Raw genomic sequence first — 13,024 nt, forward strand, 5'->3', positions numbered from 1 at the left:
CCGGGGCCCGCCCCCCCGCCGGTGCGCCCGCCATGAGAGACGCTGCCCTTTTCGCCCAGTATGTCTTTGGTTTCCTGGTGTCCGTCCATGGACCTCTTGCGTTCAGCCATAATGGTCCTCCTCTCGTACACCGGACCAACGCACGAAACCCCGCCCGCGTTCCGGGCAAAAAACGCGTCGAAGCCACACGAAAAAGCCCGCCGGAGATCTCCGGCGGGCCTGAATAAGCCAATATGCGGCATGTGCCTTACATGCGCGAGGCGACGTTTTCCCAGTTCACCAGGTTGTCGAGGAAGTTCGACAGATAAGCCGGGCGCTTGTTGCGGAAATCGATGTAGTAGGAGTGCTCCCACACATCGCAGCCCAGCAGCGCGGTCTGGTTGAAGCACAGCGGGTTGACGCCGTTTTCGGTCTTGGTCACTGCCAGCGAGCCGTCAGCGTTCTTGACCAGCCAGGCCCAGCCGGAGCCGAACTGGCCCGCGCCAGCGGCGGAGAACTGCGATTTGAACTCATCGACCGAGCCGAAGGATTCCACCAGAGCTTTCTCCAGTTCACCCGGCATTTTGCTTTCACCCGGGCCCATCATTTCCCAGAACTGGTTGTGGTTCCACAGCTGGGAGATGTTGTTGAAGATGCCGTTCTGGGCAACCGCGCCGGCGTCATAAGTGCCTTTGATGATCTCTTCCATCGACTTGCCGTCCCACTCAGTGCCGGCAATCAGCTTGTTGCCGTTGTCGACATAGGCCTTGTGGTGCAGATCGTGGTGGTATTCCAGGGTTTCCGCCGACATGCCTTTGGCGGCCAGGGCGTCGTGTGCATAAGGAAGATCGGGAAGTTCAAAAGCCATTTTGGCCCCCTGTGAAATAAGTTTGCGTTCCTGCGCAGATACATGCGGTGTGCGCGCTATCAGGTCAAGGGGCCTAGGCGTGAAAACACCGCAGGACCCATGTGCAAAAAACTAGTGGCTACCAAGAATTCCAGGTCTCAATGCTGAACAGTCTTCAAGCAGCAACAGACCTTGTTAGCGCGCATATTGTCCACCAAAGGATGAGCTCGCATTGCCGTGCGACATTATCCGCGGACCTTGCAATTCTGGTTCCGAACTGTTTAGCCCTTCTTGACCTTGCACTTACCCCGCCCGCGCGGCAGGTTTTCGTAGCCGGTGATCACGCCACGGATCGACAGGGTGTTCTGCTTCATATTGAGAACCCCGGTGTACAAACCATCCACTTTGGTTCTGGCGTTGCCGACCGGGATATCATTTACACGCCAGTCCAAGTTGTAGGAAATCTCATTGCGCCGTTCAACGCGTGCCTCAAGAGGCTCACCAACAAGTTCGTGAATGAAACCATCATAAATCTTTGCCGACTCATCCTCATCGTTCCACATCACGATGACCCTAGGTGCAATCCAGCCATTGTTGGTGAAGGCTTTGATCTCACAATCATAAACCGTCTCGGCAAAGGCCACCTGCCCCGCGAAGCTGACGGAAGCTGCTATCCCGGAAAGTGCAAAACGTAGCATCTGTTTTTCTCCAAATTCATCCCGGGGTTGTTTGCAGCCGAAGAAAAGAAAGGCAAGCATATTCTAACGTCAAAAGAACACGTTTTCTACTATTGCGATATCAATGCGACGCAATTCACGCGTGCCAGCTAAGCCAGCAGGTCAGCCTTCGTTCTGAGCCAGCAAAGACAGGCTGCGGAGCATTTCGCAATGACCCTGTCCACGTGGCAGTACCCCATCCTGACCGCTGCGCTCTGCCTTGATGCTCATTTTGTGGTTCGCAGTGTTCAAAATCGCCCGGAATCGAGGCTTGGGCCGTCCAGCGTCTCCACCGACAGCCAGTTTCGGCAACGCCCAATTCAGCATATAAGAGGTTTCACTGTGCTGCATCACCCTAGCATTGACCGTCACGCCAAAGACCATATCGGTGATCACAGCGCCGCTGAAGTCATCCGCGAACTTCAGGCTGAAACGGCTGGGAATCCACTCTGTTCCGGAAATCGGTTTCAGGCTGCAGCGAAAGCCGGGCCCCGCGATAGCCGCGGCACCTCCAAGCGTTAGTACAAGTGCAAAGAACCCGCAAAACCGCAGACCCATGGGCAGCCCCCCGAAACATCGTCACGCAGCCACCTCCCCCCAAGGAAACAGCCAGAGTTCAACCGCTTGCAAAATGCGCAAAAGGAGACATTCCGGGAACGGGCAAAAAAAAGGTGCCCTGGAAGGTCTCCAGGACACCGTAAATGACGCGCAAAGGCGTCACAAGCAGAAAGCGAGTGATAATTTTAGTAAACACCCACTTTACTTTGCGGATGCGCCCCTGCGCTCAGCAGTTTGAACACATATTCACCAACCGAGCGGAAGCAGACGATGTAGAAGTTGCCGTCGTCGTTCAACCAGAAGGCGCCTGCCACCTGGGCCAGGCGCGAGCGGCGGAACTGGCCCGGTTTGAAGGCCGCAGCGTCAAAGTCCACCGGGCTCACCTTGCCCAGAACCTCGCGCGCACCCTCGCCCGACAGGCGGAAGAAGGCACGGGCGTCGGAGACGTTTACAGCCAGAGCATGCTCGCCTTTCAGCGCCTCGGCCACTTCCGCGGTCTTGGCAACTGCATCCTCATAGGGAACCAGCAGCAGCAGTTCGTCCGGGGACATCCACGCAGCGGCGCCGTTTTCGGCAACCGAGATGGAGCCCTGTGCCGGAACCTCGGCGCCGGTGGCGGCTTTGACAGCCGCCTTCAGCGCCGATGAACCCAGATCGCCGCGCAGGGTGATCATACCCTGCAGACCGGCATCCTCGACGGTGGCCAGACCCGAGAAACGGGCGCCGCTTAGTACGGAAACAGCCTTAGACATTCTGCTTCTCTCCATCCTTATCGTAGAAGACCGGATCAACGATCTTGGCTTTGTAGGTCTTGCCGTCAGTGCCGGGGAACTCGATCACTTCGCCCATCCGCTTGGGACCATGCTTGACCAGGCCCATGGCGATGCCGCGGCCCAGGGTCGCGGAGTGATAGGTCGAGGTGACCCGGCCGATCATGTTACGCTGGCCGTTGGCGTTGACGCCTTCACCCAGGGCATAGGCGCCGTCAGGCAGCACCGAACCGTCGACGGTTTCCAGGCCAACCAGCTGCCAGCGGTCCGGATCAACCATGTGCGAACGCTGCTGCGCGCGTTTGCCCAGGTAGTCTTCCTTCTTCTTCGACAGCGCCCAGTGCAAACCCAGATCCTGCGGGATCACGGTGCCATCGGTCTCGTCGCCGATCATGATGAAGCCCTTCTCGGCGCGCAGGATGTGCAGGGTCTCGGTGCCGTACGGCATGACTCCGAATTCCTTGCCTGCTTCCATCAGCGCATCCCAGAACGCCTGGCCTTCGGAGGCCGCAACCGCGATCTCGTAGGACAGCTCACCCGAGAAGGAGATCCGGTAAGCCCGGGCGTCAAACTCGCCGATCTTGCCGTCACGCCATTCCATGAACGGCAGCGCCTCTTTCGAGACATCCATGCCGCCGCCTGCTGCCGCATTCAGCTTCTCCAGCACCTTGCGGGCGTTGGGGCCGACCACAGCGATCTGGGCGTACTGTTCGGTCACGTTGGCTACGTAGACCTTCATGTCCCACCATTCGGTCTGCAGCCACTCTTCCATCCAGCCATGGATGCGCTCGGCACCGCCGGTAGTTGTGTGGCACAGGAAGGTGTCCTCGTCGATGCGGGCAACCACACCGTCGTCCATCAGGAAGCCGTTTTCGGTGCACATCAGGCCATAGCGGCATTTGCCCGGCTTCAGCGTCGACATCATGTTGGTGTACAGCATGTCCAGAAACTTGCCTGCGTCGGGGCCTTTGACCACCAGCTTGCCCAGCGTCGAGGCGTCCAGCAGGCCGAGGTTCTCGCGGGTGTTCTTCACCTCGCGGTTCACCGCTGCATGACGGTCCTCGCCCGGCTTGTTGATGGAGAACGGGCGGCGCCACTGGCCAACCGGTTCCCAATCAGCGCCGTTCTTGTCGAACCAGTCGTAGATCGGTGTCTTGCGCACCGGCTGGAAGATCTCGGCCCGTGCCTCACCAGCGATCGCGCCCAGCGAGATCGGGTGGTACGGCGGACGGAAGGTGGTGGTGCCAACCTGCGGGATTTCCGAGTTCAGGCTGTCGGCCAGAATGGCCAGGCCGTTGATGTTCGAAAGCTTGCCCTGGTCGGTGGCCATACCCAGCGTGGTGTAACGCTTGGTGTGCTCGACGCTCTCATAGCCTTCGCGGGCCGCCAGCTGCACGTCCGACACTTTCACGTCGTTCTGATAGTCCAGCCAGGACTTCATGCGCAGCTTGATGTCTGCCTTGGCAGGCATCAGCCACACTGCTTCCATCTGCGCTTCCGCTTCGGACTCGCCCTTGGCAGCCGCCACGGATTTCGCCGGGAATCCGGCCGCTTCAGCTGCTTTCGCGCCAGCCGCAGCTGCATCTTCCAGCAGCGCGCCCAGGCCGAACTCGCCGTTTGCGGCACCAGCAGGCACCACAAAGCCGTTGCCGTCGTGGCCCAGCGGCGGACGGGAGGCATCGGGGCGGAAATTGGCGTTCACTTCGTCCCAGATCAGCTTGCCGCCGCAATGGGACCACAGGTGGACCACAGGAGACCAGCCGCCGGACATGGCGACCGCATCGGCCTGCACGGTCTCACGCGCGCCGCCTTCGCCGTTCTGGGCGCAGATGGCGACCTCGGTCACGCATTTGCCGTCCTTCACCTTGGCGATGGCACGGCCCAGTTCAACCCGGATGCCCTTTTCGCGGACAGCTTCCATCAGCGCGCCGCCGCCAGTTTCGCGGGTGTCGACCACGCGGACCACTTCGACGCCAGCCTCATGCAGCACCAGCGCAGTGCGATAGGCATCGTCGTTGTTGGTGGCAACCACGACCTTCTGGCCCGGGTTGATGCCCCAGTTCACCACATAGTCGCGCATCGAGGCCGCCAGCATCACGCCGGGAACGTCGTTACCGGCAAAGGACAGCGGACGCTCGATCGCACCGGTTGCGGTGACGATCTGGGATGCACGGATCCGCCACAGGCGATGGCGCGGACCGCCCTGCCCCGGTGCGTGGTCGGTCAGGCGCTCATAGCCCAGGGCATAGCCGTGGTCATAAACGCCGGAACCCATGCAGCGGTCGCGCAGGGTGACGTTGTCCATGCCGCGCAGCTCTTCCAGGGTCTTTTCGATCCAGACCTCCGGCGCTTCGCCGTCGATGGTGCCGCCGTCAACCGGCGCACGGCCGCCCCAGTGGCTGTTCTGCTCCAGCACCAGAACCTTGGCGCCGGAGGCCGCAGCCGCCTTGGCCGCCTGCAGGCCGGCAACGCCGCCGCCGATGACCAGCACATCTGCAAAGAAGTAGAAGTGCTCGTATGCGTCAGCGTCCTTCAGTTCCTTGTCAGGGGCTGCGCCCAGACCGGCGGACTTCCGGATGATCGGCTCATAGACGTGTTTCCACAGCGGACGCGGATGGATGAACATCTTGTAGTAGAAGCCGGCAGTCAGGAAGCGCGACAGCTTGTTGTTCACCGCCAGAACGTCGAACTCCAGGCTCGGCCAGTGGTTCTGCGACTGCGCGGTCAGACCCGAGAACAGCTCGGTGGTGGTGGCGCGCTGGTTCGGCTCGTAGCGGTCGCCCACACCCAGCTGCATCAGCGCGTTGGGCTCTTCCGAGCCGGATGCGACAACGCCGCGCGGGCGGTGGTATTTGAACGAGCGGCCCATCATCACCTGGCCGTTGGCCAGCAGTGCGGACGCCAGGGTATCGCCGGCAAAACCCTGCATGGATTTACCGTTGAAGGTGAAGGCGATCTGTTTGGAGCGGTCGATCAGCCGGCCGTGTTTGGCAAGACGCGTGCTCATGGGCGCAGACCTTTCAAGAGAAAAGCGGGTGTTTCAATCAGGCGGAGGTTCATTTCTTGCCGTCCGCAAATTCGCGCCAGGCCCAGCCCGGGCGTTTGGCAGCGATCTTTTCCAGGATCTCCTGCGTCGGAACGCTGGTCTGTGCGGTATAGGTGCCAAAGACCTCCAGCGTCATGGTGCAGCGGGCGGCGTGAAACCACTTGCCGCAGCCGTTGGCATGGCGCCAGCGTTCAAAGTGAACGCCTTTGGGGTTTTCGCGCATGAACAGGTAGTCATGGAACTCATCATCCGAGGAACCGGGGCCATAGCGCTTCAGGTGCGCTTCGCCGCCCGCGGCCAGTTCGGTTTCTTCGGCTTTGACGCCGCAATAGGGGCATTCAAGGATCAGCATTGTGCTTGCTCCACAGTATTGAATTTTGCGGCGTTAGTGCGCCACACCGGCGGCGACGCTCTCGTCGATGAACTTGCCTTCTTTGAAGCGGTTGATCGAGAACTCCTCGGTCAGCGGCGAGTGGCCGGTGGCCATCAGCTCTGCCATCGCCCAGCCCGAGCCCGGGATCGACTTAAAGCCGCCGGTGCCCCAGCCGCAGTTGATGAAGCAGTTCTGAACCGGGGTCTTGGAAATGATCGGCGAGCGGTCGCCGGTCACATCCACGATACCGCCCCACTGGCGCAGCATCTTCAGGCGGCTGACCATCGGGAAGGTTTCGACCAGGGCGCGCACGGTTTCCTCGATATGGTGGAAGCTGCCGCGCTGGGTGTAGTTGTTGAACCCGTCGGTGCCGCCGCCGATGACCATCTCGCCCTTGTCGGACTGGGACATGTAGCCGTGCACGGTGTTGGCCATCACAACCACGTCCATGCAGGGCTTGATCGGCTCGGACACCATCGCCTGCAGGGCAACGGATTCCATCGGCAGACGGAAGCCCGCCATTTCCGACAGAACGGAGGCGTTGCCCGCAACGATCATGCCGATCTTGTCGCAGTCGATCGGGCCTTTGGTGGTGTCGACACCCACTGTGCGGCCGTTTTCAACGCGCACGCCGGTGACTTCACACTTCTGGATGATATCCATGCCCATGTCGGAGCACGCACGCGCATAACCCCAGGCCACAGCGTCGTGGCGGGCAGTGCCGCCGCGTTCCTGATAGAGACCGCCCAGCACGGGGTAACGGGGCCCATGCAGGTTGATGATCGGCACGATCTCCTTGACGCGTTCGGGGCTGATCCACTCGGTCTGCACACCCTGCTGCTGGTTGGCATGCGCGGTGCGCTTGTAGCCGCGGATCTCATGCTCGGTCTGGGCCAGCATGATCACGCCGCGCGGGCTGAACATCACGTTGTAGTTCAGGTCCTGCGACATGGTCTCATACAGGCTGCGCGCCTTTTCATAGATCGCAGCCGAGGGATCCTGCAGGTAGTTCGAGCGGATGATGGTGGTGTTCCGGCCCGTATTGCCGCCACCCAGCCAGCCTTTCTCGATGATTGCGACATTGGTAATGCCGAAGTTTTTTCCCAGGTAGTAGGCAGTGGCGAGGCCATGCCCGCCCGCACCCACGATGACGACATCGTAGTGGCGTTTGGGTTCCGGCGAGCGCCAAGCGCGCTCCCATCCGGTGTGATAGCGCAGGGCTTCCCGCGCGACAGCAAAGACTGAATAGCGTTTCATGAGCGAATCCGATGGTTCGTGTCTGATAGCGGGTATGCCCGAAACGCATGGCTGACCAGTGCCGTTTATCGCCCTGTTTCTGCGTTATTGCGACATATCGAAATGACGCATTGCAGCATCCCGCGGCAGATTGGCTCTTTTGTTCGCCCCGCCCCGCATATAGATGAAAACCAAACTTCGGAGACGGCATGATTTTCTGGACAGTCACCGCCCTCATCGCCTTTGCGGCCGCGCTGCTGCTGGCAATGATCATCATTCGCGCCCGTGAGCAAGGCGAACCTGCCGCGGCTTACGACCTGCGTGTCTACCGCCAGCAATTGCGCGAGGTTGACAAGGATCTGGCCCGCGGCGTCATCGCCGAAAGCGACGCAGAGCGCATCCGCACCGAGATATCGCGCCGCATTCTGGCCGCTGACACGCAGCTGCAAAAGCGCAAGTCCGGCCCCGCCCAGCCCCGCGCCCTGTCGCTTGGCTTTGCCATCACCACCGCAGTGCTGGTCACCGGCGGCACTTTGGGCCTGTACTGGCAGCTGGGCGCACCGGGTTATGGCGACCTGGGCCTGCAGGACCGTATCCGCCTGGCGGGCGAGCGCGCCGAAAATCGCCCCTCGCAGGCTGAAGCGGAAGCCGATGTTCCGGCGATTGAAAACCCGCAAGTGGAAGAGGGCTACCTTAAACTGGTCGAACAGCTGCGCAAAACCGCAGGCGAGCGCGAAGATGACGCCCGCGGCCAAGCGCTGCTGGCCCAGCACGAGGCTAACCTCGGCAACTTCAAGGCCGCCTATGAGGCCAAGACCAACTACATCCGCCTGGCCGAAGGCAAGGTGAACGCCCGCGACTTCACCGAACTTGCCGAGCTCAAGATCATGGCGGCCGGCGGCTATGTCTCGCCCGAGGCGCAGACCGACCTGCAAAAAGCCCGCGCCATTGACCCCACACACGGACCTGCCCGCTATTACTGGGGCCTGATGCTGGGCCAGATCGGCCGCCCGGACCTTGCCTACCGCGAATGGGCCGCTACCCTGCGCGACGGACCGGCGGATGCCCTGTGGGTCAAGGGCATTCAGGGACAGATCGAGGAAATGGCTTTCCGCGCCGGTGTCGAATACCGCCCGATCACCCCCGGCGGCGGCACCGCCCCTGCCCTGCCCGGCCCCAGCGCCGAGGAGATGTCGTCTGCCAGCGAACTCAGCCCCGAAGAACAGCAGGAAATGATCCGCGGCATGGTCACCCGCCTGTCGGACCGGCTGGCAACCGAGGGCGGCAGCGCTGAGGAATGGGCCCGCCTGATCGGCGCCCTGTCGGTGCTTGGCGAGACCGAGCGCGCCCGCACCGTCTATGACGAGGCCCGCGGCGCCTTTGAGGCCGACGTAGAAGCCCTGGCGCTCTTGGAAACCATCGCCGCCCAGGCAGGACTGACAGAATGATCCACGACGCCTTTGAAGACTTCGCCGCCGCCCTGCCTCCGATGCACTCGCTGATAGGGCTGGACCTGGGCACCAAGACCATTGGCGTCGCTGTCTCCGACCGCATCGGCGCTGTGGCGACACCCCTGGAAACCGTAAAGCGCAAGAAGTTCTCGGCAGACGCTGCCCGCCTGCTGGAAATCATCCAAGCCCGCGACATCAGCGGCATCCTCCTCGGCCTGCCCCGCAACATGGACGGCACAGAGGGGCCGCGCTGCCAATCCACCCGCGCCTTTGCCCGCAATCTGGGCCAGCTCACCGATCTGCCAATCTCCTTCTGGGATGAGCGCCTCAGCACTGTGGCAGCAGAAAAAGCGCTTCTTGAAGCAGATACGACACGCAAACGCCGCGCAGAGGTTATCGACCACGTCGCGGCCTCCTATATCTTGCAAGGCGCATTGGACCGGATGCGGCATTTGAAGAACGGGTGAACTGATGACTGACGACGTTTGGAAACGGGACGAGATCCAGTCCCCCTGCATCAAGATCTGCGTCGTCCACCCCGAGGCCCGCATCTGCACCGGATGCTACCGCTCCATCGACGAAATCCGCGACTGGTCGAAAATGACCAACGAGGAGCGCGCCGGTATCATGAACGACTTGCCGGAGCGCGCCAGCAAACTGGTCAAGCGCCGCGGCGGCCGCGGCGCGAGGTTAAAACGCAGCTAACGCGGCGCGCGGTGAGGTAACCGCTTGTCAATCATGCGGAATAAGCACTGACCCAATGTTTCGCGCGCGAAACATTTAGGCAGGATTGCTGACCTTTCTTTCAAAGATGCACTTCTCAACGTTTGGCAACTTCTGTGGAAGGACCTGCAAAAGGCTCCTATCCAATCAAGCAGCCTGCATTATCAAAGAAAAACATAACGCCGGCTTCCTTCGCAAAATTCAATTGGGGTTTCACAAACACTCTTAGTGCCAACACAAACTCATCAGGTGCCCCAGACCGGTACGGAGGCTGTCGATTGTCTTCGTATTCCCAGCCCCTCGCTTTAGAAGCCTCGACCAAGGCATCCTTAGTAAGGCAACTGAGAACCGACGCGTCCTTCAACAGACCACTGTAAGAACTATGAAAATTTCGGACGTTTCGAACATCCCACGCTATCAAAGATTGGTATGCGAGGAGCACAACAGCCACAAAAAACAAGAATGGAAGAACTACCCTCTTCATTCGAAATGCATTCCTTAGAATTGACGTTTAACACATTGAAAAGACCAGCTACCCTTCCGCCAGCCATCCCGTGGTCCAATCCAACAGCTCTGGCCGGAAGTACGCAATCATCCGTCCCTCTTCCGGCGCGCTTGCCCCCTCGCTCCAGGGCGCAACCCCATGCAGGCACAGCCGGTGCATCAGGTAGGACTCACCGGGTTTGGCGTGCACCGTGATCCGCGGGCAGGTCTCGAACACTTCGGCGCGGGCAGCCGTGTAGGCGTAGGTCACATCCACATCCGCCCAGTCCGCAGGCGATACCCCCTCAAACGCAGCAGCAAAGGCGCGGCGCATGATCCTGTGGCTGCCCTCCCAGATCACCAGGGGCGAAGCATCGGGACTGCTTTCGTTCAGCGGGATGCCCAGCACCCAGGCATGCGGCTCCTCCACCTTGCGGCGGCGGTGCTCGCCGTACATTTTCACCCCGTCCACATGCGCCGCATCGCGTTTGATGCGGTAGCGGAAGGCGGCCTCGCCCTCACCGGGGCGCGGGCGCGGATAACCGGGAAAGACCGAGGACACCTGCGCCCGGTGCAACTCGGGGATCGGGCCAAGGTTCTGCGTGATGAACTCCACCGGCGCCCCCGCCAGCGGCGGCCCGTCCGGCAAACGCCCGGCGGCATCATTGGGCAGCGCATCGACGCCGATGAACCAAGTGCGCTCGCACTGAAACCACTCGGCGCAGGCCGGGTCATCCAGAGACCGGATGCCGTGACGCAACGCATCCGCCGCCCACGCGGCGACCTGCGAGTCATGGGAAAAGCGCACCCAGCCCTTGTCCTGAAACTGTTCGAACTGCTCATTCATTGTCTTAGTACCCGAAAGCCTTGCGCAGCATGTTCAGTGCCACCAGCACCAGAAACGCCCCGAACACCCGCTTCAGCGGCTTGGGGTCCATCGCATGGGCCAGTTTCACGCCCCACGGCGCTGTAATCAGCGTCATGGCGATAACGATGAAGAACGCCACCAGATTGACCGCGCCGATGGTGAAGGGCGGCTTGGTTGCAGGGTCGACGTTCAGCAGCAGAAAGCCCGCCACAGAAGGTACCGCGATGATCACGCCAAAGCCGGCGGCGGTCGCCACCGCCCGGTGCACGGCAACTCCGTGCAGGGTCATCAGCGGCACCCCGAAGCTGCCGCCGCCAATCCCCATCAGCACCGAAAGGAACCCGACCGCAGGAGATAGCGCCGCGCGCTTGCCGCCCTTTGGCATGGCTTCGGCCAGTCTCCATTCCGAACGCCCCAGGCCAAGGTAGCAGCCAATCACCAGCGCCAGCCCACCGAACACGCCTTGCAGCACGGTAGAGCGCAGGGCGGAAGCAGCTAGAACGCCGACAACCGCGCCCAACGTAATGCCAATCCCCCAGGTACGCAGGATCTCCCAATCCACCGCGCCCTTCTTGTTGTGGCTCATGACAGAACGCAGCGAGGTCACGATGATGGTCGCCAAAGAGGTCGCCAGGCAAATCTGCATCAGCTGGTCGCCGCCATAACCAAGGGTCTGGAAGGCATAGAAAAACGCAGGCACCAGCACGATGCCGCCGCCAACCCCCAGAAGGCCAGCCAGCACGCCCGCAAAGGCGCCAATCACCACCAGAAGCCCTGCCATTTGCATCAGCAGCGCAGGCTCCGCCAGCAAGGCAGCGGTCACGGCAGGATCGTTCATCTGGGGCACCTCGGGCTTTTGCGTCTGCGGCAAAGGGTTAGCCGCCGCAGCCCGCTTGCACAAGACACTCGCGCATGAGGCGCCGCGTCACGCCGCCGCGCGGTTCTCCACCTGCGCCAGCGCGTCCAGGACCAGTTCCGGCCCGGCACCCGCCCGGCAGGCGCCCTCGGACAGCATCCGCCGCCACTGCCGCGCGCCCGGCTTGCCCGCAAACAGCCCCAGCATATGCCGGGTGATCTGGTTCAGTTTGGCGCCCTCGCTGAGCCTCGCCTCGATATAGGGCAGCATCTGCCGCACCGCCTCGCCCGCATCGCTCACCGCGCCGGTGCCGTATATCTCAGAATCCGCCGCGCACAGCAAATCGGCAGGCTGGTGATAGGCCGCCCGGCCCACCATCACCCCGTCAAGCCCGCGCTCCAAATGCGTCTTAGCCTCCGCCAGCGTGGCAATGCCGCCGTTGATCGAGACATGCAGGTCCGGAAACGCCGCCTTCATCCGGTGCACCAGATCATAATCGAGCGGCGGGATGTCCCGGTTCTCCTTGGGCGACAGCCCCTGCAACCAGGCCTTGCGGGCATGGATGGTGACCCGCTTGCAGCCAGCCGCGCGGATCTTCTCCAGGAAATCCGGCAGCACCTGTTCCGGCTCCTGCTCATCCACGCCAATACGGCATTTGACGGTGACTTCCACATCCACCGCTTCGCGCATGGCAGCCACACAATCGGCCACCAGTTCCGGCGTCTGCATCAGCACCGCACCAAAGGCCCCGGATTGCACCCGGTCGCTAGGGCAGCCGCAGTTGAGGTTGATTTCGTCATACCCCGCATCAGCCCCCAGCCGCGCCGCCTCTGCCAGTTCCTGCGGATCGGAGCCGCCCAGCTGCAGCGCCACAGGATGCTCCTCAGGGTTGAACTCCAGCAAATGCAGCGCCTGGCCCCGGACCAGCGCCGGCGCCGTAACCATCTCGGTATACAGCAGCGTCTCCCGGCTCAACAGCCGGTGCAGATAGCGACAGTGCCGGTCGGTCCAGTCCATCATGGGTGCCACGCTCAAACGCGCTGCTTTTTGTGCGTTATTTTTCGACACGTTAACTCCATATGACCTTTTTTTGGCCCCGTAGCACTATTCCCCCGATT

The 13,024-nt window shown here is 61.6% G+C and carries 13 protein-coding genes; 3 read left to right on the top strand and 10 right to left on the bottom strand.

Going from position 1 to position 13,024, the window contains the following annotated elements:
• Positions 1-247: 247 nt before the first annotated feature.
• The 7 genes from RA21_RS18760 to RA21_RS18790 form a co-directional block, all read right to left on the bottom strand.
• The gene (locus RA21_RS18760) at positions 248-847 is read right to left on the bottom strand and encodes a superoxide dismutase (RefSeq protein ID WP_019295431.1); all 600 of its coding nucleotides are present in this window, start codon (positions 845-847) and stop codon (positions 248-250) included.
• Between the two features lie 260 nt (positions 848-1,107).
• On the bottom strand, positions 1,108-1,584 hold the full coding sequence (locus tag RA21_RS18765) for a hypothetical protein (RefSeq protein WP_039151773.1): 477 nt from the start codon (positions 1,582-1,584) through the stop codon (positions 1,108-1,110).
• An 81-nt stretch (positions 1,585-1,665) separates the two neighbouring features.
• The gene (locus RA21_RS18770; protein ID WP_019295429.1) at positions 1,666-2,100 is read right to left on the bottom strand and encodes a hypothetical protein; all 435 of its coding nucleotides are present in this window, start codon (positions 2,098-2,100) and stop codon (positions 1,666-1,668) included.
• 185 nt (positions 2,101-2,285) lie between these two features.
• On the bottom strand, positions 2,286-2,852 hold the full coding sequence (locus RA21_RS18775; protein ID WP_039151775.1) for a sarcosine oxidase subunit gamma: 567 nt from the start codon (positions 2,850-2,852) through the stop codon (positions 2,286-2,288).
• Entirely contained in the window at positions 2,845-5,877 is a 3,033-nt protein-coding gene (locus RA21_RS18780) for a sarcosine oxidase subunit alpha family protein (protein ID WP_039151777.1), read from the bottom strand. Before RA21_RS18780 ends, RA21_RS18775 begins: the two co-directional genes overlap by 8 nt.
• 49 nt (positions 5,878-5,926) lie before the next feature.
• Entirely contained in the window at positions 5,927-6,268 is a 342-nt protein-coding gene (locus RA21_RS18785; RefSeq protein WP_039151779.1) for a sarcosine oxidase subunit delta, read from the bottom strand.
• A 33-nt stretch (positions 6,269-6,301) separates the two neighbouring features.
• Positions 6,302-7,546, bottom strand: coding sequence for a sarcosine oxidase subunit beta family protein (locus RA21_RS18790; protein WP_039151781.1), 1,245 nt, complete (start codon positions 7,544-7,546; stop codon positions 6,302-6,304).
• A 188-nt stretch (positions 7,547-7,734) separates the two neighbouring features.
• Here RA21_RS18790 and ccmI point away from each other — a divergent pair, with 188 nt between their 5' ends.
• From ccmI to RA21_RS18805, 3 genes are read left to right on the top strand one after another with little or no spacing between them, the layout of a single operon-like run.
• On the top strand, positions 7,735-8,973 hold the full coding sequence (gene ccmI / locus RA21_RS18795; protein ID WP_039151783.1) for a c-type cytochrome biogenesis protein CcmI: 1,239 nt from the start codon (positions 7,735-7,737) through the stop codon (positions 8,971-8,973).
• The gene (gene ruvX / locus RA21_RS18800) at positions 8,970-9,443 is read left to right on the top strand and encodes a Holliday junction resolvase RuvX (RefSeq protein WP_039151786.1); all 474 of its coding nucleotides are present in this window, start codon (positions 8,970-8,972) and stop codon (positions 9,441-9,443) included. The genes ccmI and ruvX overlap by 4 nt, the downstream gene beginning before the upstream one ends.
• A gap of 4 nt (positions 9,444-9,447) precedes the next feature.
• Positions 9,448-9,681: a DUF1289 domain-containing protein gene (locus RA21_RS18805; RefSeq protein WP_019295422.1), complete on the top strand. Its 234-nt coding sequence runs from the start codon at positions 9,448-9,450 to the stop codon at positions 9,679-9,681.
• 550 nt (positions 9,682-10,231) lie between these two features.
• Here RA21_RS18805 and RA21_RS18810 read toward each other — a convergent pair.
• The 3 genes from RA21_RS18810 to dusA all read right to left on the bottom strand — a co-directional run bounded on the left by RA21_RS18810 (position 10,232) and on the right by dusA (position 12,974).
• The gene (locus RA21_RS18810; protein ID WP_039151787.1) at positions 10,232-11,029 is read right to left on the bottom strand and encodes a hypothetical protein; all 798 of its coding nucleotides are present in this window, start codon (positions 11,027-11,029) and stop codon (positions 10,232-10,234) included.
• 4 nt (positions 11,030-11,033) lie between these two features.
• The gene (locus RA21_RS18815; protein WP_039151789.1) at positions 11,034-11,888 is read right to left on the bottom strand and encodes a sulfite exporter TauE/SafE family protein; all 855 of its coding nucleotides are present in this window, start codon (positions 11,886-11,888) and stop codon (positions 11,034-11,036) included.
• A gap of 87 nt (positions 11,889-11,975) precedes the next feature.
• The gene (gene dusA, locus RA21_RS18820) at positions 11,976-12,974 is read right to left on the bottom strand and encodes a tRNA dihydrouridine(20/20a) synthase DusA (RefSeq protein WP_082009005.1); all 999 of its coding nucleotides are present in this window, start codon (positions 12,972-12,974) and stop codon (positions 11,976-11,978) included.
• Positions 12,975-13,024 lie beyond the last annotated feature (50 nt).

This window comes from Leisingera sp. ANG-DT, from assembly GCF_000813785.1.
Taxonomy (GTDB): Bacteria; Pseudomonadota; Alphaproteobacteria; order Rhodobacterales; family Rhodobacteraceae; genus Leisingera.

Excerpts from the sequence above, each read along its gene's own strand:
- RA21_RS18790 (WP_039151781.1), bottom strand. The coding sequence starts at position 7,546 with ATGAAACGCTATTCAGTCTTTGCTGTCGCGCGGGAAGCCCTGCGCTAT.
- ruvX (WP_039151786.1), top strand. The coding sequence starts at position 8,970 with ATGATCCACGACGCCTTTGAAGACTTCGCCGCCGCCCTGCCTCCGATG.
- RA21_RS18805 (WP_019295422.1), top strand. The coding sequence starts at position 9,448 with ATGACTGACGACGTTTGGAAACGGGACGAGATCCAGTCCCCCTGCATC.
- ccmI (WP_039151783.1), top strand. The coding sequence starts at position 7,735 with ATGATTTTCTGGACAGTCACCGCCCTCATCGCCTTTGCGGCCGCGCTG.
- RA21_RS18780 (WP_039151777.1), bottom strand. The coding sequence starts at position 5,877 with ATGAGCACGCGTCTTGCCAAACACGGCCGGCTGATCGACCGCTCCAAA.
- RA21_RS18760 (WP_019295431.1), bottom strand. The coding sequence starts at position 847 with ATGGCTTTTGAACTTCCCGATCTTCCTTATGCACACGACGCCCTGGCC.
- RA21_RS18765 (WP_039151773.1), bottom strand. The coding sequence starts at position 1,584 with ATGCTTGCCTTTCTTTTCTTCGGCTGCAAACAACCCCGGGATGAATTT.
- RA21_RS18810 (WP_039151787.1), bottom strand. The coding sequence starts at position 11,029 with ATGAATGAGCAGTTCGAACAGTTTCAGGACAAGGGCTGGGTGCGCTTT.
- RA21_RS18770 (WP_019295429.1), bottom strand. The coding sequence starts at position 2,100 with ATGGGTCTGCGGTTTTGCGGGTTCTTTGCACTTGTACTAACGCTTGGA.
- RA21_RS18815 (WP_039151789.1), bottom strand. The coding sequence starts at position 11,888 with ATGAACGATCCTGCCGTGACCGCTGCCTTGCTGGCGGAGCCTGCGCTG.
- RA21_RS18785 (WP_039151779.1), bottom strand. The coding sequence starts at position 6,268 with ATGCTGATCCTTGAATGCCCCTATTGCGGCGTCAAAGCCGAAGAAACC.
- RA21_RS18775 (WP_039151775.1), bottom strand. The coding sequence starts at position 2,852 with ATGTCTAAGGCTGTTTCCGTACTAAGCGGCGCCCGTTTCTCGGGTCTG.